Here is a 26109-nt window from a genome sequence, read left to right as displayed (position 1 = left end):
GACACGGGAGCACACCATGCTCGACGCAAGCAGCACGACCCGGCGACCCCGGGGAGTGAGGGCACTGATCGCGGCAGGCGCGGCGGCGGTGTTGGCGGCCGCCGCGCTGGCCGCGCCAACCCCCGCCGATGCCGCCGTCAGCCGGGCCGAGCTGGCCCTCCGCTGGGCGCCCGTCCACTACCAGGACGTCGATGCCACCGGCAGCCACGCCCTGAGCGGTCAGTCGGACTACCTCACCCGGGTCGACTTCGACGGCGACCTGGACGGACGCGACAACTGGGACCGGGCTGGCCAGACAGGCGCCGCACTCGCCGCGCACGTGTACTACTCCGTCGTCGAGACAAGCACCCACTGGTACATCACGTACTTCTTCTTCCACCCCCGCGACTGGACCGACCACCCGTTCTTCGAGACCGAACACGAGAACGACGGTGAGGGCGCGCTGTTCGCGATCGAGCGCGACGGCTCCACGTACGGCGTTCTCCGCTCGGCTGTCACGGTCGCGCACAGCGACTTCTTCTCCTACACGCCGGCCGGCAGCACCTGGACCAGCGGCGGGGAGAGCATCGACGGCACCCTGCGGTTCCAGGCGTCACCGCACGACAGTTTCCAGCACCCGGTCACGGCGCAGGAGGCACAGGGCCACGGCCTCAAGGCACACCCGCAGTACGACATCAACGGCGACGGCCTGGTCTACTACCCGTCGACCGTCGCCGAGACGCCGAGCAGCAGCAACGACCGCGACGTGCGGTATCAGCTGATCGACATCTTCGCCGCCGGCGGCCTGTGGGCGCAGCGGTCCAACGCGAGCCTCTTCGCCAGCCTGGGCACGTTCGCCGGGGACACGTCCGGCGACTGCGGCGTCGGCACCTGGAGCTGTTCGACCAACTCGGCCAACGCGCCCTGGGGCTGGGACGACGGCAACGACGCCCCAGCGCGTGGCGAGATCGCCAGCGATCCGGCGAAACTGTCGGCCGCGTACTTCACCGTGCCGGCCGGTCTGGCCCGCACCTACGGCTACAACCCGTACGCCGGCGCGGCGGCGGCGCTCGCCGAGGCGGCGCGGACGGCTCCGCCGACCGTCGACTGATCTCTTCGTCTCCCCGGGGGCGGGCCGTCCTGGCCCGTCACCGGAGAGACGAACCGACCCGCACCCGGTCGCTCTCGTTGTCGGAGAGGAAGGACGCCAGGGCCTGCCCCTGCTCGGTCACGGCGGCCCGGTCAGCTCGGGAGAAGCCGCGCAGTGGGTCGACGGTCACCGTGCCCGACTCGACGGTCCAGGTCGCCGCGACCCGGCCGTCGACAAGTACCACGCGCTCGCCGGCCACCGAGAGGAGACGGTGCGCGTCGTCGATGATCCGGCTGCGGTCGTCGTAGCCGAGGATCGCGTTGTCGAACGCCGGCAGGAACCGCACCGGGGCCGGTGTCTCCGGATCGGGGCGGGGCGCGTCGGGGAGGTCGATCAGCTTCCGGCCACGCTCGTCGCGGAAGGTCACCAACTCGTCCCTCATGGCGGTCACCGCGGCGGGCAGCCCGGCGAGGCCGCACCAGGCCCGCAGGTCGGCCGTGGCCGCCGGGCCGAACGCGGCCAGATAGCGGCGTACGAGCAGTTGGCCGACCGGATCGGCGCCCGCCACGGTCGGCGGGGCGACCTCGCGGCCGAGCCACGCGGAGAGCAGGACGTAGCGCGCGCCCCCCTTCGCCCGCCACACCCCACGTGGCGGCAGCTGTGTCATCGGGAGCAGCGCGACAGCGATCTCGCCCAGCGCCCGCAGCCCCGGCGTCGGCCAGCGCTCGCTGAGCGCCCGCCCGATCTCGGGCATCGAGCGGGGCTCACCGTCGGCCACCACCGCCCGCGCCGCAGCGGCGAGTTCGTCGAGGTCCACCCCGTCGAGCTCGCCGCGGTAGACCCCGAGCACGCGTTGGCGCAACATGCCGTCGTGACGGGGGCGCCAGGCCACTGCGTCGTCGGCGACGAGCAGGTGGACGGTGCGGCGCATGAGGTGGGTACGCACCACGTGTCGCTGGGTCAGCAGGGTCGAGAGCACCGTCGGGTCGAACGCGCGCAGCCGCGACCACAGCCCGATGAACGGCTCCTGCGGCTCCTGGGCCTGTAGGCCACCGAGGTGGGCGACGGCGTCGAGCGGCGGCAGGTCGGCCCGGTCGAGCAGCAGTTGACGGGCGAGCGTCGCGCGGTTGAGCGCCCGGGTGTCGAGAACGGTCATCGGGTCCCTTCGGTCGACCTCATTGTCCGACCGGGGCCGACAGTCTGGGTGCCCGGCGTCTCGGGTACGCGAACTCGCCCCGTCCGGTGATGACACCGGACGGGGCGAATTCGAATGGGGACACCGATCAGTGCTTGCCCACGAAGATGCCGATGCCGTTGGCGACCAGACGCTCCGTACCGTCGGACGGGCTGTTGCGGGCGGTGGCCGCGGTCTGGCCCGGCTCGCGAACGGCGACGGTGCTCGACCCGCCGCCGTCGAGGTTCACGGCGGCGTCCGCGCCGAACGAGCGCATCAGGTCGGCCAGTTCGGCGATCGTGAACCCGGCGCTGGCCGCGCGAACGAGCCGTACGTGACGCCGGGGGCGAGCTGCGCGGTCGAGGTGATCGTGATCGGGGTGCCCGTCGCGGGTACGGTGGCGGTCGCGGCGTGGGCGACGCCGGCCGGCGTGACGAGCGCGGTGAGTCCCGCCGCGAGCAGCAGCGCCAGACGTGGGCGCACGAGGTGCAGTGCCCTCATTGCCGCTCCTTTCCTGGTGCGTTCCTGGCCTGGGCCGGGATGGTCGAGCCGGGCCGGCGGTTGACCGGGCCGGCGATGATCTTCCTGGTCAGCCGATCATCCGGACGTGAACCGCCCGCACCGTCTTGATCAACTGCAGAAGTGGCCGGATCGGGTCAGCACGTCTCCGGGTGTGCCAAAAAGTTTTGTGCATTTCCTACAACTGAGGGACGGTGGGTTCGGTGGTTGCGCCATAGCGCTGGCCGCCGCCACGCGGAAAGGTGATCACTGCTGGGAGCCGTCGTCTCCCGGCACGCAGGTCGAGGTCTAGCTAAGGGGTTCTTCGGGTGTTCAACCGTGTCGCCATCGTCAACCGTGGTGAAGCTGCCATGCGGCTCATCCACGCGGTCCGCGAGCTGGCCGCGGAGACCGGCATTCAGCTTGAAACCGTGGCCCTCTACACCGATGTCGACCGAAACGCTACATTTGTCCGTGAAGCGGACATTGCCTACGATCTCGGCCCGGCGTCCGCCCGCCCGTACCTCAACCTGGCGGTGCTGGAGCGCGCCCTGACCGAGACCGGTGCCGACGCCGCGTGGGTCGGCTGGGGCTTCGTCGCCGAGGATCCGGCGTTCGCCGAGCTGTGCGAGAAGATCGGCGTCACCTTCGTCGGGCCGAGCGCGGACGCCATGCGCCAACTCGGCGACAAGATCGGCTCGAAGCTGATCGCCGAGGAGGTCGGCGTGCCGGTCGCGCCGTGGAGCCGCGGCGCCGTCGAGACCCTCGCCGCCGCCCGGGCCTCGGCAGCCGAGGTCGGCTACCCACTGATGCTGAAGGCGACCGCCGGCGGCGGCGGGCGCGGCATCCGCGTGATCAGGAACGAAGCCGAGCTGGTCGACGCGTACGAGCGCACCAGCCAGGAAGCGGCACGGGCGTTCGGCAGCGGCATCGTGTTCCTGGAGCGCCTGGTCACCGGGGCTCGGCACGTCGAGGTCCAGGTGATCGCCGACGGGCAGGGCACCGCGTGGGCGCTCGGTGTCCGCGACTGCTCGGTGCAACGACGCAACCAGAAGGTCATCGAGGAGTCGGCGTCGCCGGTGCTCGACCCAGCGCAGGCCGCCGAGCTGAAGACGTCGGCCGAGCGCCTCGCCGTGGCTGTCGGTTACCGAGGCGCGGCGACCGTCGAGTTCCTCTACCACCCCGGGGACCGGTTGTTCGCCTTCCTCGAGGTCAACACCCGCCTCCAGGTCGAGCACCCGATCACCGAGCTGACCACCGGGTTCGACCTGGTCAAGGCGCAGCTGCACGTCGCCGCCGGCGGACGACTCGAAGGTGCGCCGCCGGCCGAGCGCGGGCACGCCATCGAGGCGCGGCTCAACGCCGAGGACCCCGACCGCGACTTCGCCCCGTCCCCCGGCCGCATCGCCCGGCTGGACCTGCCCAGCGGCCCCGGCATCCGGGTGGACACCGGCGTCAGCGAGGGTGACACCATCCCTGCCGACTTCGACTCGATGATCGCGAAGATCATCGCGTACGGCCGTGACCGCGACGAGGCGCTCGGCAAGCTGCGCCGGGCGATGGCGAACACCACGGTGATCATTGAAGGTGGGGCGACGAACAAGAGCTTCGTGCTCGACCTGCTCGACCAGCCCGAGGTCATCGACGCCAGCGCGGACACCGGCTGGATCGACCGCGTCCGCGGCGAGGGCCGCCTCGTCACCCACCGTCACTCCGCTGTCGCCCTGGCCGCCGCCGCCATCGAGGCGTACGAGGAGGAGGAGCGCGTCGAGCGGCAGCGGCTGCTGTCGACGGCGGCCGGCGGGCGCCCGCAGGTGCAGCACGCCAGCGGCCGACCGTTGGACCTCAAGCTTCGCGGCGTCAGCTACCGCACCCGGGTGGGACGGGTCGGCGCGCACCGGTTCCGGGTCGGCATCGAGACCGGCCCCGTCGTGCGCACCGCCGACGTCGAGCTCGACCGCTTCGACCGGCACACCGGGCAGATCGTCGTCAACGGCATCCGCTACCGCCTGCTCACCGGCACGTACGGGCCGACCCACCTGGTCGAGGTGGACGGCGTGACGCACCGGGTCAGCCGGGACGAGGGTGGCGTCCTGCGTTCCCCGATGCCCGCGCTGGTCGTCGCCACACCGCTGGAGGTCGGCGCGGAGGTCGAGGCGGGCGCGCCGGTGCTGGTGCTGGAAGCGATGAAGATGGAGACGGTGCTGCGGGCGCCGTTCAAGGCGCGGCTCAAGGAGTGCGCCGTGTCGGTGGGCAGCCAGGTGGAGGCCGGCGCGCCGCTGCTACGCCTGGAGCCGCTCGCGGACGACGCCGAGGAGACCGCTGACGACCCGAGCACCGAGACCGTCGAACTGGACCTGCCCACCGCCACCGCGGACATCCCGGCGTACGAGCGCAGCAGGCGCGGCCAGGAGGACCTGCGGGGTCTGCTGCTCGGCTTCGACGTCGACCCGCACGACGACCGCCGGGTGCTCGACGACTACCTCACCGCGCGGCGGACGGCCACCGAAGCCGGTCAGCGGCCCCTGGCCGCCGAACTCGACCTCATCGAGGTGTTCGCCGATCTCGCCGAACTGAGCCGCAACCGGCCGACCGGCGAGGACGGCGGCGCCGCCCACGTGCACAGCGCCCGGGAGTACTTCCACACCTACCTGCAGAGCCTCGACGTCGAGCGGGCCGGGCTGCCGGACGCCTTCCAGACCAGGCTCGGAAAGGCGCTCGGCCGGTACGGCGTCACCGACCTGGACCGCACCCCCGCCCTCGAAGCCGCCGTCTTCCGGATCTTCCTCGCCCAGCAGCGCGCCTCCGCGGACGCACAGGTCATCGCGGCGCTGCTGCGCGCATGGCTGCGGGAGACCCCGCCGGACGAGACGCTGCGCGAGCCGGTCGGCCTCGCGCTGGAGCGGCTGATCGCCGCGACGCAGGTCCGCTTCCCAGTGGTCGCGGACCTCGCCCGCGGCGTGGTGTTCGCCTGGTTCGCCCAGCCACTGCTGCGCCGCAACCGCGCCCGCGTCTACGCCGAGGTCCGTGGGCACCTGCGGCACCTCGACGCGCACCCGGACGCCCCGGACCGCGGCGAGCGCGTCGCCGAGATGGTGCGCAGCACCGAGCCGCTGGTCCGGCTGCTCGGCCAGCGGCTCGTCCGCGACCACCTCGACAACGCGGTCATGTTGGAGGTGCTGACCCGGCGGTACTACGGCAACCGGTCGCTCACCAGCGTGCGTACCCGCGAGGTCGCGGGCTGCACGTTCGTGGTCGCCGAGCGCGCCGACTCCAGCGTGGTCTCCGCCGCGGTCAGCTTCGACGCGCTGGGCAGCGCCCTGCGCGGGCTGGCCGAGCTGGCCACCGGCGAGGACGCCGTGGACGCCGACATCTACCTCGGCTGGGAGAACCAGCCGGAGGACTTCGACGCGATGGCTGCCGCGCTGGCCGAGGTCATCGCCGCGCACCCGCTGCCACCCCAGGTCCGTCGGGTCACCACCACAGTCGCGGGTCGCGGCGGAGCGGTGATGCACCACCACTTCACCTTCCGCCCGTCGGGCGCCCAGTTGACCGAGGACCGGCTGATCCGTGGGCTGCACCCGTACATCGCGCAGCGCATGCAGCTGGAGCGGCTGCACAAGTTCGACCTGACCCGGCTGCCGTCGTCGGACGAGGAGGTCTACCTCTTCCAGTGCGTGGCCCGGGAGAACCGGGCCGACGAGCGCCTCGTCGCGTTCGCCCAGGTGCGTGACCTGACCGAGCTTCGCGAGCAGGACGGCCGCCTGGTCGCGCTGCCGACGACCGAGGACGCCATCGCCGCCTGCCTCGACTCGATCCGCCGCGCCCAGTCGCGGCGGCCGTCGAAGACGCGCTTCAACACCAACCGCATCGTGGTCTACGTGTGGCCGCCGAGCGAGCTGACCCGCGAGGAGATGGAGATGATCGCCGGGCGGGTCCGCCCGACGACCGCGGGCGCCGGCCTGGAGGAGATCCTGTTCATCGCGCGCCAGCGCGACCGCCGGACCGGCGAGCTGACCAGGATCGCCGTACGGATCTCGTTCGACGCCGCGGGCGGCGCCGAACTGGCCGTCGGGGAGCCGCCGGTCGAGCCGCTCGAGCCGCTCGACGAGTACCGGCTCAAGGTGCTGCGGGCCAGCAGCCGCAACACCGTGTACCCGTACGAGCTGACCGGCCGCCTCGGCGACTTCGTCGAGCACGACCTCGACGACGACCACGTGTTGGTGCCGGTGGACCGGCCGAAGGGGCGCAACAGCGCCGCCATCGTCGCCGGGGTCGTCACGACGCCGACCGAGCGCTACCCCCAGGGTGTCACCCGGGTGGTGCTGCTCGGCGACCCGACGAAGTCGCTGGGTGCCCTGTCGGAGCCGGAGTGCCGGCGCGTGATCGCCGCACTGGACCTGGCCGAGCGGATGCAGGTGCCGCTGGAGTGGTGGGCGCTGTCCGCCGGGGCCCGGATCTCGATGACCTCCGGTACGGAGAACATGGACTGGGTGGCAGCGGCGCTCAAGCGGATCGTCGAGTTCACCCAGGCCGGCGGTGAGATCAACATCGTGGTCGCGGGCATCAACGTCGGCGCGCAGCCGTACTGGAACGCCGAGGCGACGATGCTCATGCACACCAAGGGCATCCTGGTGATGACGCCCGACTCGGCGATGGTGCTCACCGGCAAGCAGTCGCTCGACTTCTCCGGTGGTGTGTCGGCTGAGGACAACTTCGGCATCGGCGGCTACGACCGGGTGATGGGGCCGAACGGGCAGGCGCAGTACTGGGCGCCGAACCTGACGGCCGCGCGGGACGTGGTGATGGCGCACTACGACCACACGTACGTCGCGCCCGGCGAGGACGCGCCCCGGCGGGCGGTCACCACCGACCCGGTCGACCGCGACATCTCCGGCTTCCCGCACGACGTGGCGGGCAGCTCCTTCGCCACCGTCGGGGAGATCTTCTCCGTCGAGTCCAACCCGGACCGCAAGAAGCCGTTCGACATCCGTACGGTGATGCGGGCCCTCTCCGACCAGGACCACCCGGTGCTGGAGCGCTGGGCCGGCATGGCGGACGCGGACACCGCTGTCGTGCAGGACGTCCACCTCGGTGGCATCCCGGTCTGCCTGCTCGGCATCGAGTCCCGGTCGGTGCCCCGGCACGGCTTCCCGCCCACCGACGGCCCGGACACCTACACGGCGGGCACGCTGTTCCCCCGCTCGTCGAAGAAGGCCGCGCGGGCGATCAACGCGGCCAGCGGCAACCGGCCGCTCGTCGTGCTGGCGAACCTGTCCGGCTTCGACGGCTCACCGGAGTCGATGCGCAAGCTGCAACTGGAGTACGGCGCCGAGATCGGCCGGGCGATCGTGAACTTCCGGGGGCCCATCGTCTTCTGCGTCATCTCGCGCTACCACGGCGGTGCGTTCGTGGTGTTCTCGAAGGCGCTGAACCCGAACATGACGGTGCTGGCGCTGGAGGGCTCGTTCGCCTCGGTGCTCGGTGGCGCACCCGCCGCCGCTGTGGTGTTCTCCGCCGACGTCAACGCTCGTACGGCTGCCGACCCGCGGGTGCGGGACCTGGAGACCCGCACGGCCGCCTCGGCCGGCACCGAACGCGCGGCGCTGACCGCGGAGCTCGACGAGCTGCGCTCGTCGGTGCGCGCGGAGAAACTCAGCGAGGTGGCCGCGGAGTTCGACAGGGTGCACAACATCCACCGCGCCGTCGAGGTCGGCTCGGTTGACGCCGTCATCCGCGCCGCCGAGCTGCGTCCGCGCATCATCGAGACCATCGAGGCCCGCCTGGGGTAGAGCGGTCGATACGCCCGCACCACGTCAGCGCCACCGGTCTGCGGCCGGTGGCGCTGACCGTTCGGGTGGCGCCCTGCTGCGAGGTCCGGCTGAGCGCTGCGTTCAGCGCGACGGCGGTGTCCGAGCCGGGGTGCCGCTGCAGCCCTCGGGTCAGGTGGCGTGTCGAAGCAGTTCGTGAAGGAGCGTGACGACCTCGTGGGGGGCGAGGTCCATGGCGTTCTCACCGATGCTCACCTCGAACGAGCACCGGTCCGGAGCCGGCGCGGAGCGTACGCGGCCGAACAGCTCCACCCCGTCGGCGGCGAGCAGGGCGTCGGCGGCCCGCGTCGCGGCGTCCGGACCGATCGGAAGGTGGACGTGGAACAGGGGCGTCTGCGGCGGGTCCGGGAAGGCGCGGGCAGTCCCGTCGGCGTTGATGGCCGCCGCGATCGCCACCGCGTGCTCCCGGTGCGCCGGCAGCCGGGGCAGCAGGGTGTCCAGGCCGTGCATCGCGGTGAGCGCCAACGGCCAGGCGTCGTAGACGTCGCCGCCGAGCCGTCGGCGCCACACCCGGGCCTCGGCCACCAGGGCGGCGTCTCCGGCGAGCGCGGCACCGCCGACGCCTTGCAGTCCCTTGTAGAACGAGACGTACCCGCTGTCGAACAGCGCGACGATCTCGGCGAACGGACGCGCGTAGTACGTCTGCGCCTCCCACAGGCGCGCACCGTCGAGGTGGATGGCCGCGCCGCGCTCACGCATCGCTGCGGTCTGGGCGACGAGGTCGTCCCACTCCGGCAGCAGCCCCCCGATGTCGCGTTGCGGCAGCTCCCAGACCACCGCCGCGAGCGGTTCGGCGACGGCGGCGAGATCGGTCAGGGTCATCAACCGGTGGCGGTCGCCGACGGGCTGGAAGCGCAGCCCGTGCACCACGGCGTACCCCTGTTGCTCCCAGACCTCCAGGTGACACTGCGGATGGGCGGCGAAGGCCCGCCGGCCGCGCCGGTCGGCGTGGATGCGCACTGCCACCTGCTGCGCCATCGTCCCGGTCGGGAAGAACAGGGCTTCGTCAGTGCCGAGCAGGGATGCCACGCGGCGTTCGAGGGCGGCCACCGGCCCGTCCGGTCCGTTCGGCGGCGTGGCCGGGTCGACCTGGGCCAGCATCGACCGCAGCAGGTCGTACGGCCGACGGCGCAGCTCCGAGTGCAGAAAGAGGGAACGCCGCACACTCATGGCGGCAGTATCCACCCTCAGCCGGTTCGTCGCCCGTGGCTCGGGTCGGTGTCGGCCTGCCAGGCGGCGACGAGATCCTCGCGCGCCCGGGCGACCCGGGAACGGATCGTGCCGACGGGGCACTGGCAGACGTCCGCCGCCTCGGCGTAGGACAGGCCGAGCACCTGGGTGGCGACGAACGCCTCGCGGCGCTCCGGGGTCAGTCCGGCGATCAACCGGTGCAGGGTCACACCCTCGTCGGCACCGGCGGTGATCGCACCGGCGGCCTCGGCAGCCGCCTGCCAGTCCGGCACCGACGCCAGCCTCGGCCGGGCCACCGCCGTCCGGACGTGATCCACGGCAACGCGCCGGGCGATGGTGAACACCCAGGTACGGGCCGACGATCGGCCGGCGAAGCCGGGCAGGTTCCGAATCGCCCGCAGGAACGTCTCCTGGGTCAGGTCGTCGGCCTCTCCCGGCCCGGCCAGGTGCGACAGGAACCGCCAGACCTGGTCCTGCAGTGCCCGGATGAACGCCGTGGCGGCCTGCCGGTCACCCTGGCCCGCCTCCCGCGCCCACCGGGTCACCTGGTCGTCGTCAGCGACGCCGTTCCGCACAGACCACCGTCCTGTGTGCCACGGGCGCTCCTTCATGCCGAGAGGTCGTCGTCGGAACGCCGCCGGTCGGCCGCGCACTCTGGTGGTCGCCGGCCGGTCCGGAAAAGTTCCCGAGGTTCCACGTTTCGACTGATCTCGCGGATGTCCGAGGTGACGGGAACCGGTGCCGCTCAGCTCGCGACGGGCTGGTCCGCGCTCTCGCGTTCTCGCGGGACCACGGGGTCGGGCATGCTCCACGAGCGCCACAGCGTGCTGTACCCGCCCCCGGCCCTGAGCAGTTCGGCGTGCGTGCCGTGCTCGGCGACGCGCCCCTGGTCGAGGACGACGATGCGGTCCGCGGTGGCCGCCTGGCTGAGTCGGTGGGCGACGATCAGCGTGGTACGGCCCTCGGTGGCCGCCACTGCGGCGCGGTCGAGGTCGCGCGCGCCCGCGCTGCCCGCCTCGGCGGTGGCCTCGTCGAGGACCGCGACGGCCGGATCGGCGAGGACGAGGCGGGCCAGGGCGAGCTGCTGGGCCTGGGCCGAGGTGAGCTGCCGCCCACCCTCCCCCACCGCCGTGGTGAGGCCGTCCGGCAGGGTCCGCACCCACTCGGTGGCGCCGACGAGGTCGAGGGCGGCGGCGATCTCGGCGTCGGTGGCATCCGGGTCGGCGAGGCGCAGGTCGTCGGCGAGCGGCCCGGCGAAGACGTGCACCTCCTGGCTGATCAGGGCGATCTCGCGACGGAGGCGGTGCTCGCCGAGCTGTGTCAGCGGCACGCCGCGCAGGGTAACCGCGCCGTCGGTGGGCACGATGATGCCCGCGATGATGCCGGCGAGGGTGCTCTTGCCCGCGCCGCTCGCGCCGACCAGGGCGACGCGCTCCCCGGGTGCGAGACGCAGGCCGATGTCCCGCAGCACCACCGGCCCGTCGTCGTAACGGTGCTGCCCGACGGTCACCTCCAGGGCCGCCGGTGCGCCCCGATCATGGCGGGTGGGCTCGGTGCCGGCGGGGGCCGCGGTGTCGGGCAGGGTGGTGACCCCGACGAGTCGGGCCAGGCTGGCCCCGGCCTGCAACACCGAGTCCGACTCGAACAGCAGCAGGCCGATGGGGTTGAAGAGGCGGTGGAAGTAGAGGGCGGCAGTGGTGGCGGCGCCGACGGTGGCCAGGTCACCGCGGACCAGCAGGAAGCCGGCGAGCAGCACGGCGGCGAGCCCCACGAACTCGGAGCGGTTGATGCGCAGCCCGAAGCGGGTGTAGAGACCGAAGATCTCCAGCGACAGGTCGCGGGCGACGCCGGAGCGCTCCGCGATCCGCGCGACGTGGGCGTCCTCCATCCGGTAGGCGCGCACTGTGGCCGCGCCCCGCAGCGCCTCGGCCGTCGCCTGCGCGCGCTCGCCCGTCGCCACCCGCTCGCGGGCGTAGTACGGCACCGAACGCTTCAGGTACCAGCGCAGCGCCACCGCGTACGCCGGGGCCGCGACCAACCCGGCGATGCCGAGCCGCCAGTCGAGGGCGAACAGCCCCGCCGCGGTCAGCACGACAGACAGCAGCGCGCCGAGGAAGGCAGGACCGCTGGTGGCGATCACGTTCGTCACCACTGCCACGTCGTCGCCGGCACGGGCCACCAGGTCCCCGGTCCCGGCCCGTTCCAGGGTGGCCGAGGGCAGGTGCAGCGCCCGGTCGAGGACCCGCTCCCGGAGTCGGGCCAGCACGGTCTCGCCGAGACGCGCGGCGACCGCCGCTCCGACCGCGGTGAGGAGCCCCGCGAGCACGGCGGCGCCGGCGATCACGCCGGCCCAGGCGATCACCCGGGGCGTGTCGGTCCCGGCGATGACGTCGTCGACGAGGCGCCCGAGGACCCAGGGCGCGACCAGCCCGGTCGCGGCGGCGGCGATCAGCAACGTGCCGGCGACGGCGCTGAGCCCCGGCAGGAGCGCCAGCTCGGTACGGAGGGCGGCCCAGGTCTGCCGGCCGGTGGCCGTCGGCAGCAGGTGCCGGGTGATCGGCTCGGACGTCATCGCAGGGTTTCCTCCCGGTAGCGGGCGTCGCTGGCGAGCAACAGCTCGTGCGGACCCTCGGCGACGATCCGTCCCCGGTCGATCACCGCGACCCGGTCGGTGATCCGCAGCAGCGCCGGGCTGGTGGTGATCAGCACCGTGCCGCGGGTGCCCGCCCCGCGCGCCTCGGCCAGCCTGGTGGCGAGCAACCCCTCGGTCACCGCGTCGACAGCGGTGGTGGGGTTGTGCAGCACCAGCACCGGCGGGTCGGCGACCAGTGCCCTCGCCAGCCCGATCCGCTGCCGCTGCCCACCGGAGAGGTTCGCCCCGCGTTCGGTGAGCAGGCGGTCGAACCCGTGCGGGTGCGCGGCGAGCACGTCCTCGGCCGCGGCGGCCCGCACTGCGGCACGCAGCACCTCGTCATCGACGGAGGCGCCGGCGCTGAGGTTGGCGCGCAGCGTCCCCTCGAAGAGCGCCACGTCATGCTGCTCGACCAGGACCACGGCGCGCGCGGCGTCGATGTGCAGCTCGTCGGCGGGCACGCCGTCGACGCGGACGGTGCCCTGGTGGTCCGCGCGGGGCACCCGGCCGGCCAGCAGAGCGACCAGCGCCTCGGCCTCGCTCGGGTCGTAGGCGAGCACGCCCAGGATCTCACCGGCGCGAACGCGCAGGCTGACGTCGTCGAGGCCCGCGTACGAGACCCCGTCGAGGACGAGCCGGGACGGGCTCGGGGCGGGCGGCCCGGCGTCACCCGGCTGGACGACCGGCGCGGCGCCGAGGACCCGGGCGACCCGCCCCGCGGAGGCTCGGGCCATGGCGAACAACTGGACGCAGTACCCGAGCGTCTGCACCGGCTCGGCGATGAACTGGGCCAGCCCGACCACGGCGACGAGCTCGCCGATGGTGAGCCGGCCCTGAAGGGCGAGCCAGCCGGCGACTCCGGCGACCGTCGCGAGGAAGAGGCCGTTGACAGTGGTGGTGAGCCCGAGGTGCAGGCCCTTTGTGGTGGCGGCGCGCAGGGTGACGTCGAGCGCGTGCCGGCTGGCTCCCGCGTACCGGCGGGCGGCGTGGTCCTGTGCGCCGATGCCGCGCAGCACGCGCAGGCCGCTGACGAGGTCGACGGCGAGGGCGGTCGTGGCGGCGAGCGCCTCCTGTTGCGACGTGCTGCGCCGGGTGAGCAGCGGCGCCATCCGCTGGAGGGCGACGACCAGCAGGGGTACGCCGATGAGCACCCCGAGGCCGAGAGGGATGTCGACGACGAGCAGCGCGACGGCCGCGACCACGATGGCGGTGAGCGCCGCGGCGGTGAGTCCCGCGACCCGCACGACGAGCGCGGACAGCTCGGCGTCGGAGGCCGTCACGGACAGCAGTTCGCCGTCGCGCATGCCCGACCGCCGTCCGCGCGGGTCGAGGGCGCTGCTGACGATCTCGACCCGGGTGGCGTGCGCCTCGTGTTCGACGGCGGCGAACGCCAGTCGTGCGCCGGCCCGGTAGGCGAAGGCGAGCACTGTGAACAGGGCGGCCAGGCCGGCCAGCGAGAGCAGCAGGGCGCTGACGTCCCCGGTGGCCACCGCACGGTCGATGATCACGCCGATGGCGACCGGGACGAGGGCTTCGGTGGCCTGGTGGGTGCAGAGCAGCGCGATGCCGGCGGCCACCCGGGCGCGCTGTCGACGCAGCGCGCGACGGAGCACCACGCCACCGGTGGTCTCGGCGACTGTCATGCTCGGATCGATGAGGGCACGGCGACAGACTCCACTACATTAGGGCAGGCTAACCTAACATGCCCCCGAAGTGGGATCGGACGCGCGGTCCCGGTGCTCCCCCACCGGCACCGAAGCGGGCAGACCGAGACCCTTGACGGCCGCCGCGACCAGGGCTTCCGGGGGCAGCGAGACATCGAGGACGAGCACCGACTCGTCCGGCTCGGCCGGTTCCAGCGTGGCGAGCTGCGACTCCAGCAGACTGGCCGGCATGTAGTGCCCCTCGCGCCGGGCCAATCGGGCTCGGATGACCTCCACCGGCCCGTCCAGGTGCACGAAGTCCACCCGGAGCGGGCCCTGACGCAGCACGTCCCGGTACGACCGCTTCAACGCCGAGCAGGCCAGCACCGTCGAGCGGCCCTCCGCGCCGCGATCGGCGATCCACCCGGCGATGTCCCGCAGCCACGGCCACCGGGTGGTGTCGTCCAGCGGTACGCCCGAGCGCATCCGCGCCACGTTCTGCGGGGAGTGGAACTCGTCCGCCTCGGCGAACGTCAGCCCCGTCGCCGCGCCGATCCCACGCGCCACAGTGGTCTTGCCGGCCCCGGAGACGCCCATCACCACGACATGCCGGGTGGGCCGGGCGCCGCGCCGTTCACCAGTCATGAACCGTGCCGTCCTTGAGCCGGTTGAACGGCAGGTACGCCGGCTCGTACGGGAACCGGGCCGCCGCCTCCTCGTCGAGTTCCACCCCGAGCCCCGGTTGGTCGCCCGGGTGCAGGTAGCCGTCAGTGAAGGTGAACGACTGCCGGAACACCTCGTTGGCCAGCGGGGTGTGCTTCATGTACTCCTGGATCCCGAAGTTGTGGATGGCCAGGTCCAGGTGCAGCGCCGCGGCCATGCCCACCGGGGAGATGTCGGTGGGACCGTGAATGCCGGACTTGATCTGGTACTGGGCGGCGAAGTCGAGCAGCTTGCGCATGGCGGTGATGCCGCCGGTGTGGGTGACCGCGGACCGGACGTAGTCGATCAACTGCTCCCGGATCAGGGTCTGGTAGTCCCAGACGGTGTTGAAGACCTCACCGATGGCCAGCGGGGTGGTGGTGTGCTGGCGGACCAGCCGCAGCGCCTCCTGGTTCTCGGCCGGGGTGCAGTCCTCCAGCCAGAACAGGTCGTACGGTTCGAGAGCCTTGCCGAGCTTGGCGGCCTGGATCGGGGTCATCCGGTGGTGACCGTCGTGCAGCAGCGGCAACTCCGGGCCGAACTCGCCGCGTACCGCCTCGAAGACCGACGGCAGGTGGCGCAGGTACGCGCGGGTGTCCCAGTCCTCCTCGGCGGGCAGCGGGGTGCGCTGCGCGGGCTCGTAGTCGTAGCGCTGGCCGGTGGCGCTGGGTTGCGCGGCCACACCGTAGACCGCGTTGATCCCCGGCACCGCGGTCTGCACCCGGATCGACCGGAAGCCCTCGTCGAGGTGGCGGCGGATCGAGTCGAACAGCTCGGGGATGTCCCGCCCCGACGCGTGCCCGTACGCCATGATGCCGGTGCGCGACGCGCCGCCCAGCAGTTGGTAGAGCGGCATGCCGGCGGCCTTGGCCAAGATGTCCCAGAGCGCGACGTCCACCGCGGCGATGGCCGCCATGGTGACCGGGCCCCGCCGCCAGTACGCCGAGCGGTACAGGAACTGCCAGGTGTCCTCGATCCGGTGCGGGTCCCGTCCCATCAGCAGCGGGGCGACGTGGTCGCGCAGGTACGAGGCGACGGAGAGCTCGCGGCCGTTGAGCGTGGCGTCGCCCAGACCGGTGATGCCCTCATCAGTGGTGATCTTGAGGGTGACGAAGTTCCGGTCGGGGCTGGTCACGATGATGTCTGCTGCGACGATCTTCACGGGGTGCCTTTCGTTCTCGCCGGTCGGGGTCTCACCACTCCGCGTAGGAGCCGTCGGGGTGCCGCCAGGTCGGGCTGCGCCAGGCGTGCCCACGCTTGTCAGCGGTCCGCACTGCGTGTTCGTCGATCTCGATGCCGAGACCGGGCGCTGTCAACCGCTGCACGTACCCGTCGACAAAGGTCAGCGGGGTCTGGTCGAGGCAGTAGTCGAGCACCTCGGCGCCCTGGTTGTAGTGGATGCCGATGCTCTGCTCCTGGATCAGGAAGTTGGGTGTGGCGAAGCCGACCTGGAGGCAGGCGGCGAGGGCGATCGGCCCGAGCGGGCAGTGCGGGGCGAGCTGCACGTCGTACACCTCGGCCAACGTCGCGATCTTGCGAACCTCGGTGATGCCGCCGGCGTGCGCGAGATCCGGCTGGGCCACGGCGATGCCGGCCTGCAACACGGGCAGGAACTCCTGCCGGCTGTAGAGCCGCTCCCCCGTCGAGACCGGGGTGGTGGTGCAGCGGACGACCTCACCGATCAGGTGAGAGTTCTCCGGCACCACCGGTTCTTCCAGGAAGAACGGCCGGTACGGCTCCAGCAGCGGGGCGACCCTCCGGACGTTGGCGAGGGTGAACCGACCGTGGAAGTCGACAGCGACGTCGCGGTCGTCGCCGAGGACCTCGCGGGCGACTGCCACCCGCTGCACCACCGCGTCGAGGTCGGCGACCGAGGCGAGCGCGCCCATCGGCCCGGACGCGTTCATCTTCACAGCGGTCAGGCCCGCCTCGATCCGGGCGCTGATCTGGTCGCGGATCTCGGCGGGCTCGTCACCACCGATCCAGCCGTAGACCCGGATCCGGTCCCGGACCGGCCCACCGAGGAGCTGGTGCACGGGGGCGCCGTAGTGCTTGCCGGCGATGTCCCAGAGCGCCTGGTCCAGACCGGACACCGCGCTGGCCAGGATCGGGCCGCCCCGGTAGAAGGAACCCTTGGTCAGCACCTGCCAGTGGTCCTCGATACGCAGCGCGTCCCGGCCGGTGAGCAGCTCGCTGAGTTGGTGGACGGCCGTGCGCACGGTCTCGGACCGGCCCTCGCAGGTCGCCTCGCCCCAGCCGACGATGCCGGACTCCGTCTCGATCCGGACGAACAGCCAGCGCGGTGCGACCAGGAACGTCTCCACCTTCGCGATCGTCGTCATGTGCCGGTCAGCCCTTCGTGGCACCGGCGGTGAGGCCGGAGACGACGTACTTCTGCACGAACAGGGCGATCAGCATGATCGGCAGGGTGACCACTGTCGCCGCGGCCATCAGGCCGCCCCAGTCGATGCTGGCGTAGCCGACGAAGTCGAAGATCGCGACCGGGAGCGTCTTGGTGTCGGATCCGGAGAGCACCAGGGCGAACATGAAGTTGTTCCAGGAGAAGATGAAGGAGAGGATGCCGGCGGTCGCGACGCCGGGCACCGACAGCGGCAGGGTGATCCGCCGGAACGCGCCGATGTGGGTCAGCCCGTCGACCAGCGCGGCCTCTTCCAACTCGGTCGGCAGGCCGTCGAAGTAACCCATCATGATGTAGACGATCAGCGGCAGCGACACGAACATGTGACTCAGGATCAGCACTGTGAAGCCGCCGACCATCTTCAGGTTCGAGAAGACGTAGTACCAGGGCACCAGGAGCGAGACGCCGGGGATGACCCGGGCCATGAGCACGACGAGCGCGGACTTCTTCATGCTGAACCGGCTCATCGAGTACGCGGCGGGCACCCCGAGCAGGAGCGAGAGCGTGGTGGCCGCGAACGCCACCCAGAGGCTGTTGCCGATGAACTCGAGGTAGTTCGCCTGCTGGAGAACGGTCTCGTAGTTCTTCAGGCTGGGCGAGAAGACGAACGCCTTGGCCGTGTCGTAGATGTCCACGTTGGTCTTGAAAGACGCGGCGATCATCCAGAGCAGCGGCGCCATCAGCGCGAACACCACGACGACGAGAGCCGAGTTGCGGAACACCCGGTACGGCTTGCTCGGCTTCATCGGCCCAGCCCCTTCTTGCGATAGGTGAGGGCCCACATCACCCCGATGATGATCAGGAAGAAGATGATGAGGACTGTCGACGAGACGCCGTAGTCGTTGTAGTCGAAGCTGAGCCCGTACGCGTACACGTTGAGGGTCTCGACCTCGTGGAAGGAACCGCCGCCGCGCCCCTTGGTGGCGTAGAGGATGTCGAACGTCTTCAGCGCGTCGATGCCGCGCAGCAGGATGGCGACGATCACCGTGGGCATCAGCAGCGGGAGGGTCACGTGCCGGAACCGCTGCCAGCTGCTGGCGCCGTCGATCCGAGCCGCCTCCTGGGGTTCGTCGGAGAGCGAGGTCAGCCCGGCGAGCAGGATCAGCACGACCATCGGCGTCCACTGCCAGATGTCGATGAACATCGTCGTCGGCAGGGCCGAGTTCTGGCCGGCCAGCCAGGGCTGTGGGCCGATGCCGATCCAGCCGAGCAGCTGGTTCGCCATCCCGATGTTGGGGTCGAAGATGAGGCGCCACATCATGCCGACCGCCACCGGAGTGGCCACCAGCGGCAGGAGGATCGCGACGCGGACCCACTTCTCACCGCGGAAGGGCCGCCACAGCAGCAGGGCGATCGCCATGCCGAGAATGACCTCGAAGAACAGCACGACGCCGGTGAAGAGGACCGTGCGCCAGACCGCCGGCCAGAACCGGTCGGTGTCGGTGAGCACGTCGAGGTAGTTCTGGAAGCCGATGAACTCGGACTCGGCGCGTACCGAACCCTCGGCGTCGGTCAGGCTCAGGTACCCGGTCCACGCCACCGGAAAGATGATGAGTACGGCGACGAACGCCATGGCGGGTGCCGCGAAGAGCCACTTGCGGTGTTCGTTGGCCCAACGCGACCAGGCCGACGTCGTGTCCACTGACGCCGCGGGGACCTCGGGCGAATCGGTACGGGGGGTGAGAACGGCTGACATTGAGATCTCCGGGTTGGAGGGGTCAGGTCCCGGCGAGACGGCGGAGCCGGTCGGCCCCGCCGCCCGGCGCGTGGGTTACTTCGCCTCGTCGTCGAGGAACTTCTGGAACGCCGCGTTCGCCGCGTCCGCCGAACTGGCGGCGTCCTTGCCGGTGATCGCGTCCACGATCGGCTGGCCGACGATCTCCCGCGCCTGGGCCACCTTGACCACCAGCGGACGGTCGTGCCCGACGCCGTTGGCGGTGCTGACCGTGTTGGCCTCGGCCAGGTCCTTCGGCAGGGTCGCGGTGCTCGCGGGGTTCGCCCAGACCGAGGTACGGGCACCGGGTACGCCGGCCGTCTGCTGCGCCAGCGCCTGCTCCTTGCCGGCGGCCCACTGGATGAACTTCCAGGCGTTGTCCTTGTTCTCCGAGCTGTCGTTCACGCCCAGCGCCCAGGACGGGATGTTGTACGGCTTCGATCCGGCCGGGCCGGCCGGGAAGGGTGCGAAGCCGACGGAGTCGACGACCTTGGACTTGGTCGGGTCGGTGGCGTTCTTGTAGAGCGAGTTGGCCTCGGTGTAGAAGGCGGCCTTGCCCTGCGTGAAGATCGCCATCGCCTCCGACCAGCTCATGTCGGTGCTGATGTTCTCCGGGCCGTGGTCCCTGAGCAGTCCGCCGTAGTAGGCGTACGCCTGCTTGGCCTGCTCGGTGTTGACGGTGGCCTTCCCGCTGGCGTCCACGAAGTCGCCGCCGAAGCTGAAGAGGAAGCTGGAGAACTGGGTGACCGCGGCGGCCTTGCCGGTACGAGCGACGAAGCCGGCGACGCCCGGGTTGTCGGCCTCGATCTTCGCGGCCTGCGCCTTGAGCTCGTCGAGGGTCTTGGGCGGCGCTGTGAAGCCGGACTTCGTCAGCAGGTCCTTGCGGTAGTAGAGGACCTCCTGCTCGGTGATGATCGGCAGCCCGACGACCGTGTCCTCATAGGTCGTCGCCTGCACGGGCTCGGCCTGGAAGTCAGCGAACTCGAAGGCGCTGTCGGACTTGACCTTCTCGCTCAGGTCGGCGAGGTACTTGTTCTTGCCGAACAGCTTTCCCTCCTGAAGGGGCCGGTACATCATCACGTCGAGGTCGTCGGACCCGGCGTTCAGCTTGACGTTGTACTGGTCGGAGAGCTGGTCCTCACCGAGCTGGGTGACTTCGACAGTGAGGCCGGACTGCTTCTCGAACTCCGGCAGGACCTTCTTGATGTTCTCTGTCCACACGTGGTTGACCAGTGTCACGCGAACGGTCTTCGAGCCCTCGCCGCCGTCGTCGCCGCCGCAGGCGGTCAGGCTCATGGCGGCGACCACAGCCAGAGAAGTGCCGATTATCGATCGACGTCGCACGCTTGTCTCTCCTTCTGTCGTGGCCGCCGCCCCCGAGAGAGCCGCTACCTCGGCGTTACATCCGCTTAACATCCGGATGCTAGGCCGAAAAAGCTGATTACCTCAAGAGGTAGATCCAAATGATATGATCTTTGAGTGGAACCGTCCTCACCAGAGGTTGCAGCCGCTCCGGCCCGCCCCGCCGACTCCGGGCTGCACGCGCGCGTCCTCGAACACCTCGGCACGGCCATCTGTGGCGGCGAGCTGGCACCCGGATCGGTCCTCAACATCGACGAGCTGGTCGACCGGTACGCCGTGTCCCGCTCGGTCGTCCGCGAGGTGCTACGGGTGCTGGCCTCGATCGGATTCATCGAGGCGCGCCGACGGGTAGGGGTGATGATCCGACCCGCGAGCGCGTGGAACGTCTTCGACCCGCAGGTGATCCGTTGGCGTCTCGCCTCGGCCGGCCGGATCGCCCAGCTCCGCTCGATCACCGAGCTGCGCACCGCCGTCGAGCCGCACGCGGCCTACCTGGCCGCCAGCCGGATCGGCCGTGACGAGGCGAGCGACCTCGTCGGGCTGGCGGCGAAGATGTGGGCCGCCGGCGAGGCCGGCGACGAGGAGCGGTTCCTGCACCTCGACATCGAGTTTCACCGGCGCGTCCTGCTCGCCTCCGGCAACGAGATGTTCGTCCGGCTCCAGGAGCTGGTCGCGGAGGTGCTCACCGGCCGGCACAAGCACCACCTCATGCCGCACCACCCGCACGAGCAGGCTCTCCAGATGCACGCCGACGTCGCCCAGGCGATCCAGCGGCGCGACGGGGAACGGGCCCGGCAGGCGATGGTGCAGCTGATGGAGCAGGCCTTCGACGAGATGAAGTCGCTGTGGGAGCAGACCGCTCTACCCGACCGAAGCACGGATGGCGGTCCGACGACCAGCCGATGAGCGGGCCATGGATCACGTAGCCACAGGAGGGCCGGCTCATGGGGACCGCCGCGGCGACGAGGTGCAGCCCGAGGAGGGCGGTTACGGTGGCCGCGTTAGACGCCAGCGGCCCGGGCCAGTGCGGCGGCGAGGGTGGTGCTGGTCATGTCGTCTCCCTCATCTGGAGCCTGGCGTACGGGATGTGTCGACTGGCGTGTGACGGCACCGGGCGTGAAGACACGCACTCTCGCCGTACGACGGCCGGGGTTGCGCAGCGCGCGGACGCCGGTGCCGCGCAACCAGAACCCGGCATCGCGTCCGAGGACCGGCCCGGGCTCTCCGTCGCGCAGCTCCAACTGGACCCGCCCACTGGTGACGACACCGAACGCGTCGTACCACTCCGCCGTGACCACCGCGGCACGCGCGCCACCGCGCAGCGTGAGCGTCCACACCGGACTACTCCGTGCCGTCCGCCGGCAGGCGCTCCGGCAGCCCGAGCCGCGGGAACTGGTCGTCGTGGAAGGTGAATATCTCGGTGATTCTGCCGCCGGTGACGCGCAGGACGTCGATCGTCAGCGGCAGGTACGCGCCCTCCTGCTTCCGCCAGTGGTAGAAGGCGACGGCGGGCTGACGGTTCACCGAGGTGGGAACCCCGCGCAGGCCCGTCATGCCGTCGAAGCCATCCTCGACCCAACTGTTCACCACCGCGTCTCGGCCGACGTGCAGGCCCGGCGTGGGCGGCATCGAGCAGCGGACGTCGTCGCGCAGCATGCCAGCGAGCACGTCGACGTTCGTGGCCACACTGGCGTCGGTGAAGCGGCGCACCAGCTCGCGCGTGCCGGCGTCCTCCTCGCCGCCGGTCCAGTCCTGCCGCTCGGCGGGCAGGTGCTCCCGCATGCCGGCGCGAGCCCGCTGCAGGGCACTGTTGACCGAGTTGACCGAGTCGCCGAGCAGGTCCGCGACGTCCTTCGCCGGCCAGCCGAGCACGTCCCGCAGGATCAGCACGGCCCGCGGACGCGGCGCGAGATGCTGGACCGCGACCAGGTACGCCAGCTCGATCGTCTCCCGCGCCACGGCGACGGTCTCCGGCTCGTCCGCGTCGCCCGCGGGCAGCTCGTCGAGCAGCCGGTCCGGGTAGGGCTGCAACCACAGCACCTCGCCGCCGGTCGCCGGCTGCGGGCGGCGCTTGGCGAGCAGGTCGAGGCAGGCGTTGGTGGCGATCCGGTACAGCCAGGCCCGGAACGTCGACCGCCCCTCGAACGTCTCCCGCCGCCGCCAGGCACGCAGGAACGTCTCCTGCACGGTGTCCTCGGCGTCCTCGAACGATCCGAGCATCCGGTAGCAGTGCACGTGCAGTTCCCGCCGGTGCCGCTGCGCCAGCCCCGAGAACGCCGGCTCGTCGACCTCGCTCAGACCGCTCACGCCCAGCTCCTCCAGCCGCGTGTCCGCACTCATCGCGTCATCCTTCCGCCTCGTCATGTCCTGTCCTAGGTATGACGGGCGCGGACGCGACAACTCATCACTCGGGTCTGATCGAGGTGGTGAGTGGTGCTGGAATCAGGCTCAGCGGAGCGAGGGGTCCTACTGGGCGGTGCCGCCACCCCGTCGGCCCGCGCCGGCGGAGGGCCGGTGCGCGATGCGGGGCGCCCGCACGGCGGAGGCGTTGCCGGCGCCGGGGCGGTAGTCCCGTGCCGCGCTTGCCACCATCTCGTCGGCATCGCGGCTGAGCGCCTGCCGGATGTGCGGCGGAACGAACTCGGACGTCGCCATCGCCAGTCGGACCTGCACCGCGCGGTCGTCGACCAGGCGGGCCAGGTCCGCCTCGTCCAGTTCGACGGCCCGCACCAGCGCGGCACGGACGTCGACCACCGGGTCCGCTGCGAGCGCGCTGCGCTGCTTGGCGGTGGTCCGCGGGTTGCGGGCAACCCCCTTGCGTACGCGTGCGGTGCGATCGGCCAGCAAGGCGGTGATCACGTCGGGGTCGTGGGTGTGCGTGGCGAGTCGTTCCCGTACCTCGGGTGACACGTCGTCGATCAGCTTGGCGGCCAGTTCCGGCTCCAGCTCACGGCTCTCCGCGAGGAGACCGCGAAGCTCCTTGTCCGAGGTTTCCACCATGACCCGGCGGATGGACTCGTCACAGGCCGGATTGCCGGCGACCGCCCAGCGGACCCACCGATCGGCGTCCTTCACCAGGCGCATGAGGTTGGCGATCGAGGTGGAGGGGTTCCGCGCCACGGCCTCCCGGACCTGACGATCATGGTCGCGGGTGAGCGGTCGCAGGGCCTGCGCTGGTGCGTCGGCCCGGGAGGCGACCGCCTTGCGGACCAGCTCCGATGGGTCGGACGCCAGGTCGATAAGGGTCATTTGTGGCGTTGTGGGGTCTTGGGCGAGGGCGAGCCGAGCGTCAGCGCTGCCACCGATCGGACGGTGGGCGGTGGTGCCGGACCCGCTGTGACTGTCGGCCTCGCCGACGTCCTGCTGTTTCCCCATGGCGCAATCATGTCACGCGCCCCGTTCGGCGGTACCGGCCGCGGGCGGGACCGGGGCGGGCAGGCGCAGGCCGGACATACCGCCGTCCACCGGCAGCGTCGAACCCGTCACCGACCCGGTCGCGGGCGAGGCGAGGTAGACGACGGCGGCGGCCACCTCGTCGGCTGTCACCAGGCGGCCGGTCGGCTGCCGGGACGCCAGCTGCCGCTTCTCGGCCGTCGGGTCGGCCGCGCCGGCGAGCAGGCGGGCCACCCAGGGCGTGTCGACGGTGCCGGGGGCGACACAGTTGACCCGCACGCCCTCAGTCACCAGGTCGGCGGCCATGGCGAGGGTGAGGGCGTGCACGGCACCCTTCGACGCCGAGTACAGGGCGCGTCGGGGCAGGCCGACGGTCGCCGCGATCGAGGAGATGTTGACGATCGCCGCTGACGACGACCGGCGCAGGTACGGCAGGGCGACGGCGCTGGTTCGGGCCACGCCGGAGACGTTGACGTCGAGTACCCGGCTCCACTGCTCGTCGTCGTCCTCCTCCACCGTGCCCACTGCCGAGATGCCGGCGTTGTTCACCAGGATGTCGATGCCGCCGAACGCCTCCGCGACCGAGGCGACGGCCGCGCTGAGGGAGGACCGGTCGGCCACGTCCGCCCGGACGCCGAGTACGCCAGGATCCTCCGGCAGCCCGGCCAGGTCCAGGTCCAGGACACCCACCCGGGCGCCGGCGGCGGCGAACGCCCGCACGCAGGCAAGGCCGATCCCCGATCCACCTCCGGTCACCACCGCCACGAGACCGTCACACCGCATCAGGCGTCCCGGAGCGTGTTGCGCTGCCGACCGAGGCCGTCGATCTCGACCTCCATCACATCGCCGACGGACAGATACGGGAATCGGCCGGAGAGCGCCACCCCCTGCGGGGTGCCCGTGTTGATGACGTCGCCCGGGTCCAAAACGGTGTACTGGGACAGGTGCCAGACCAGGTACGCCACGTCGAAGATCATGTCCTTGGTGCTGGAGTCCTGGCGGGGCTCGCCGTTGACCCAGGAGCGCAGCCGCAGCGCCTGCGGGTCGCCGATCTCGTCGGCGGTGACCAGCCACGGGCCGAGCGGTTGGAACGTCTCGCAGGACTTGCCCTTCGACCACTGGCCGCCGGAGACCGCGAGTTGGAAGTCCCGCTCGGAGACGTCGTTGGAGAGCACGTACCCGGCGATGTGCCCGAGGGCGTCGGCCGGCGAGGCGAGGTAGCGGGCCGTCCGGCCGATCACCACCGCCAGCTCCACCTCCCAGTCGGTCTTCGTCGATCCGCGCGGGATCAGGACCTCGTCGTACGGGCCGACGACGGTGTTGGGCGCCTTGTAGAAGATGATCGGGTCGGTCGGCGGCGCGGCACCCGACTCGGCGGCGTGCGCGGCGTAGTTCTGCCCCACGCAGAGCACCACCCCGGGTCGGGCGATCGGTGCGCCGACCCGCTGACCGGTGACGTCGATCTCGGGCAGGTCGGTGGCCTCGCGGACCCGCCGGATGCCGTCACCGGCGAGGAACTCGCCGTCGATGTCGGCGGTGAGCGACGAGAGGTCGAAGTGCCGCCCATCGACGTACAGCACGGGACGTTCCCGCCCCACGGGCCCGACGCGAATGAGTCTCACGAACCAACCTCCAGCGATGGGTCGCCAAACGCCCAATTTCCTATAGGATGTTGCTTCGCTCGTGTGTACTCGCTCACACCGGCACAGTCAAGGGGTCGCTGAGGAGACGAGATGGCCCAGCAGGAACCTCGCGAGGGTCGACTCCGTCCCGCCCGTCGACTCACCCTCACCGAGGACGTCTACGAGTCGATAAAGACGCTGGTCATGGACCACATCCTTCCGCCCGGCGAGCGCGTCAACATCGACGCGCTGGCCCGGGAGCTGGACGTCTCCCCCACCCCGGTCCGCGAGGCCCTCGCCCGGCTGGAGGCCGACGGCCTGGTCCGTAAACGCCCGCTCTCCGGCTACACCACCACGCCGCTGCTGAGCCGCGCCGAGTTCGACGACCTGTTCGACGTCCGCCAACTGCTGGAGGGCGCCACCGCCGGACGGGCCGCCATGCACGCCTCCGCCGAGGCCCGCCAACGGATCAGCGCCGAGGCGGCGGCAAGCATCGACGTGGAGGCCGGCGACGGCTATCGCCGACACGCCGCCTTCACCGCGCTGGACGCGAAGTTCCACGACCTGATCGCCGAGGTCTCCGGCAGCCCTCTGCTGCGGGACACCGTCACCCGGCTGCACTCACACCTGCACCTGCACCGGTTGTACTTCCCGATCGCCGGGGCACCGGACACCAACACCGAACACCAGCGCATCGCCGCCGCCATCGTCGCCGGCGACGCGGCAGCCGCCACCGAGGCGATGCGCGCCCACCTCAGCGCCGCCCGGGAACGTCACCTGCCCGCCTTCGACCAGCTCCCCACCCCCGGAACACCGCGCGACTCGGCGTGACCCACCCCCACACCTCCGAGGAGCCGCC

At 71.4% G+C, this 26109-nt stretch carries 22 protein-coding genes; 4 read left to right on the top strand and 18 right to left on the bottom strand.

The window, feature by feature from the left end; translation table 11 throughout:
* The first annotated feature begins 16 nt into the window (after positions 1–16).
* Positions 17–1090 (top strand): hypothetical protein, encoded by a 1074-nt coding sequence (locus PSH03_RS19465; protein WP_210781447.1) that lies wholly within the window; start codon positions 17–19, stop codon positions 1088–1090.
* Between the two features lie 37 nt (positions 1091–1127).
* On the opposite strand, the gene PSH03_RS19460 is transcribed toward PSH03_RS19465, so the two are convergent.
* From PSH03_RS19460 to PSH03_RS19450, 3 genes are all read right to left on the bottom strand, one after another.
* The gene (locus tag PSH03_RS19460) at positions 1128–2225 is read right to left on the bottom strand and encodes a winged helix DNA-binding domain-containing protein (RefSeq protein WP_238689979.1); all 1098 of its coding nucleotides are present in this window, start codon (positions 2223–2225) and stop codon (positions 1128–1130) included.
* Between the two features lie 127 nt (positions 2226–2352).
* Entirely contained in the window at positions 2353–2520 is a 168-nt protein-coding gene (locus PSH03_RS19455; protein ID WP_210781449.1) for a phosphodiester glycosidase family protein, read from the bottom strand.
* The gene (locus PSH03_RS19450) at positions 2520–2744 is read right to left on the bottom strand and encodes a hypothetical protein (RefSeq protein WP_210781450.1); all 225 of its coding nucleotides are present in this window, start codon (positions 2742–2744) and stop codon (positions 2520–2522) included. The genes PSH03_RS19455 and PSH03_RS19450 overlap by 1 nt, the downstream gene beginning before the upstream one ends.
* A gap of 326 nt (positions 2745–3070) precedes the next feature.
* On the opposite strand from PSH03_RS19450, the gene PSH03_RS19445 reads away from it, so the two are divergent.
* The gene (locus tag PSH03_RS19445; protein ID WP_238689978.1) at positions 3071–8533 is read left to right on the top strand and encodes an ATP-binding protein; all 5463 of its coding nucleotides are present in this window, start codon (positions 3071–3073) and stop codon (positions 8531–8533) included.
* Positions 8534–8683: 150 nt separating this feature from the next.
* On the opposite strand, the gene PSH03_RS19440 is transcribed toward PSH03_RS19445, so the two are convergent.
* The 10 genes from PSH03_RS19440 to PSH03_RS19395 all read right to left on the bottom strand — a co-directional run bounded on the left by PSH03_RS19440 (position 8684) and on the right by PSH03_RS19395 (position 20169).
* Entirely contained in the window at positions 8684–9742 is a 1059-nt protein-coding gene (locus tag PSH03_RS19440) for a threonine aldolase family protein (RefSeq protein ID WP_238689977.1), read from the bottom strand.
* A gap of 17 nt (positions 9743–9759) precedes the next feature.
* Positions 9760–10338 carry a sigma-70 family RNA polymerase sigma factor gene (locus PSH03_RS19435; protein ID WP_238689976.1) on the bottom strand — a complete coding sequence of 193 codons (579 nt, stop codon included), beginning with the start codon at positions 10336–10338 and terminating at the stop codon, positions 9760–9762.
* Between the two features lie 170 nt (positions 10339–10508).
* A complete protein-coding gene (locus PSH03_RS19430) occupies positions 10509–12335 on the bottom strand; it encodes an ABC transporter ATP-binding protein (RefSeq protein ID WP_238689975.1) in 1827 nt (608 codons plus the stop codon).
* A complete protein-coding gene (locus PSH03_RS19425) occupies positions 12332–14038 on the bottom strand; it encodes an ABC transporter transmembrane domain-containing protein (RefSeq protein ID WP_238689974.1) in 1707 nt (568 codons plus the stop codon). The genes PSH03_RS19430 and PSH03_RS19425 overlap by 4 nt, the downstream gene beginning before the upstream one ends.
* A 54-nt stretch (positions 14039–14092) precedes the next feature.
* Positions 14093–14683: a gluconokinase gene (locus tag PSH03_RS19420; RefSeq protein WP_238689973.1), complete on the bottom strand. Its 591-nt coding sequence runs from the start codon at positions 14681–14683 to the stop codon at positions 14093–14095.
* Positions 14673–15902 (bottom strand): D-mannonate dehydratase ManD, encoded by a 1230-nt coding sequence (manD, locus tag PSH03_RS19415; RefSeq protein ID WP_238689972.1) that lies wholly within the window; start codon positions 15900–15902, stop codon positions 14673–14675. The genes PSH03_RS19420 and manD overlap by 11 nt, the downstream gene beginning before the upstream one ends.
* Positions 15903–15933: 31 nt before the next feature.
* Positions 15934–17082: a galactonate dehydratase gene (gene dgoD / locus PSH03_RS19410; protein ID WP_210781457.1), complete on the bottom strand. Its 1149-nt coding sequence runs from the start codon at positions 17080–17082 to the stop codon at positions 15934–15936.
* A gap of 7 nt (positions 17083–17089) precedes the next feature.
* On the bottom strand, positions 17090–17905 hold the full coding sequence (locus tag PSH03_RS19405) for a carbohydrate ABC transporter permease (protein WP_238683956.1): 816 nt from the start codon (positions 17903–17905) through the stop codon (positions 17090–17092).
* On the bottom strand, positions 17902–18855 hold the full coding sequence (locus PSH03_RS19400; RefSeq protein WP_210781459.1) for a carbohydrate ABC transporter permease: 954 nt from the start codon (positions 18853–18855) through the stop codon (positions 17902–17904). The genes PSH03_RS19405 and PSH03_RS19400 overlap by 4 nt, the downstream gene beginning before the upstream one ends.
* Before the next feature lie 75 nt (positions 18856–18930).
* The gene (locus PSH03_RS19395; RefSeq protein ID WP_238689971.1) at positions 18931–20169 is read right to left on the bottom strand and encodes an ABC transporter substrate-binding protein; all 1239 of its coding nucleotides are present in this window, start codon (positions 20167–20169) and stop codon (positions 18931–18933) included.
* Positions 20170–20352: 183 nt separating this feature from the next.
* On the opposite strand from PSH03_RS19395, the gene PSH03_RS19390 reads away from it, so the two are divergent.
* Positions 20353–21141 carry a FadR/GntR family transcriptional regulator gene (locus PSH03_RS19390; RefSeq protein WP_210781460.1) on the top strand — a complete coding sequence of 263 codons (789 nt, stop codon included), beginning with the start codon at positions 20353–20355 and terminating at the stop codon, positions 21139–21141.
* A gap of 95 nt (positions 21142–21236) precedes the next feature.
* On the opposite strand, the gene PSH03_RS19385 is transcribed toward PSH03_RS19390, so the two are convergent.
* From PSH03_RS19385 to PSH03_RS19365, 5 genes are all read right to left on the bottom strand, one after another.
* Positions 21237–21572, bottom strand: a complete 336-nt coding sequence (locus PSH03_RS19385) for a hypothetical protein (protein WP_238689970.1) — start codon at positions 21570–21572, stop codon at positions 21237–21239.
* 4 nt (positions 21573–21576) lie between these two features.
* The gene (locus PSH03_RS19380) at positions 21577–22575 is read right to left on the bottom strand and encodes an RNA polymerase subunit sigma-70 (RefSeq protein WP_210781461.1); all 999 of its coding nucleotides are present in this window, start codon (positions 22573–22575) and stop codon (positions 21577–21579) included.
* A 126-nt stretch (positions 22576–22701) separates the two neighbouring features.
* Positions 22702–23484, bottom strand: a complete 783-nt coding sequence (locus tag PSH03_RS19375; RefSeq protein WP_238689969.1) for a hypothetical protein — start codon at positions 23482–23484, stop codon at positions 22702–22704.
* 138 nt (positions 23485–23622) lie between these two features.
* Positions 23623–24384 carry an SDR family NAD(P)-dependent oxidoreductase gene (locus tag PSH03_RS19370; protein WP_307850453.1) on the bottom strand — a complete coding sequence of 254 codons (762 nt, stop codon included), beginning with the start codon at positions 24382–24384 and terminating at the stop codon, positions 23623–23625.
* 26 nt (positions 24385–24410) lie between these two features.
* Positions 24411–25250 (bottom strand): fumarylacetoacetate hydrolase family protein, encoded by an 840-nt coding sequence (locus PSH03_RS19365; protein ID WP_210781464.1) that lies wholly within the window; start codon positions 25248–25250, stop codon positions 24411–24413.
* Between the two features lie 111 nt (positions 25251–25361).
* Between PSH03_RS19365 and PSH03_RS19360 the strand changes: the two genes are divergently transcribed.
* Positions 25362–26081: a GntR family transcriptional regulator gene (locus PSH03_RS19360; RefSeq protein WP_238689968.1), complete on the top strand. Its 720-nt coding sequence runs from the start codon at positions 25362–25364 to the stop codon at positions 26079–26081.
* Positions 26082–26109 lie beyond the last annotated feature (28 nt).

It is taken from the genome of Micromonospora salmantinae (assembly GCF_022230905.1).
Lineage (GTDB): Bacteria > Actinomycetota > Actinomycetes > Mycobacteriales > Micromonosporaceae > Micromonospora > Micromonospora salmantinae.
The sequence above is the reverse complement of the archived record's forward strand: the minus strand, read 5'-3'. Positions and strand labels throughout refer to the sequence as shown.

Bases quoted from the DNA above. Each gene is read 5' to 3' on its own strand.
- PSH03_RS19465 (WP_210781447.1), top strand. From the start codon at position 17: ATGCTCGACGCAAGCAGCACGACCCGGCGACCCCGGGGAGTGAGGGCA.
- PSH03_RS19460 (WP_238689979.1), bottom strand. From the start codon at position 2,225: ATGACCGTTCTCGACACCCGGGCGCTCAACCGCGCGACGCTCGCCCGT.
- PSH03_RS19455 (WP_210781449.1), bottom strand. From the start codon at position 2,520: ATGCGCTCGTTCGGCGCGGACGCCGCCGTGAACCTCGACGGCGGCGGG.
- PSH03_RS19450 (WP_210781450.1), bottom strand. From the start codon at position 2,744: ATGAGGGCACTGCACCTCGTGCGCCCACGTCTGGCGCTGCTGCTCGCG.
- PSH03_RS19440 (WP_238689977.1), bottom strand. From the start codon at position 9,742: ATGAGTGTGCGGCGTTCCCTCTTTCTGCACTCGGAGCTGCGCCGTCGG.
- PSH03_RS19430 (WP_238689975.1), bottom strand. From the start codon at position 12,335: ATGACGTCCGAGCCGATCACCCGGCACCTGCTGCCGACGGCCACCGGC.
- PSH03_RS19425 (WP_238689974.1), bottom strand. From the start codon at position 14,038: ATGACAGTCGCCGAGACCACCGGTGGCGTGGTGCTCCGTCGCGCGCTG.
- PSH03_RS19420 (WP_238689973.1), bottom strand. From the start codon at position 14,683: ATGACTGGTGAACGGCGCGGCGCCCGGCCCACCCGGCATGTCGTGGTG.
- dgoD (WP_210781457.1), bottom strand. From the start codon at position 17,082: ATGACGACGATCGCGAAGGTGGAGACGTTCCTGGTCGCACCGCGCTGG.
- PSH03_RS19405 (WP_238683956.1), bottom strand. From the start codon at position 17,905: ATGAAGCCGAGCAAGCCGTACCGGGTGTTCCGCAACTCGGCTCTCGTC.
- PSH03_RS19400 (WP_210781459.1), bottom strand. From the start codon at position 18,855: ATGTCAGCCGTTCTCACCCCCCGTACCGATTCGCCCGAGGTCCCCGCG.
- PSH03_RS19395 (WP_238689971.1), bottom strand. From the start codon at position 20,169: ATGAGCCTGACCGCCTGCGGCGGCGACGACGGCGGCGAGGGCTCGAAG.
- PSH03_RS19380 (WP_210781461.1), bottom strand. From the start codon at position 22,575: ATGAGTGCGGACACGCGGCTGGAGGAGCTGGGCGTGAGCGGTCTGAGC.
- PSH03_RS19375 (WP_238689969.1), bottom strand. From the start codon at position 23,484: ATGACCCTTATCGACCTGGCGTCCGACCCATCGGAGCTGGTCCGCAAG.
- PSH03_RS19360 (WP_238689968.1), top strand. From the start codon at position 25,362: ATGGCCCAGCAGGAACCTCGCGAGGGTCGACTCCGTCCCGCCCGTCGA.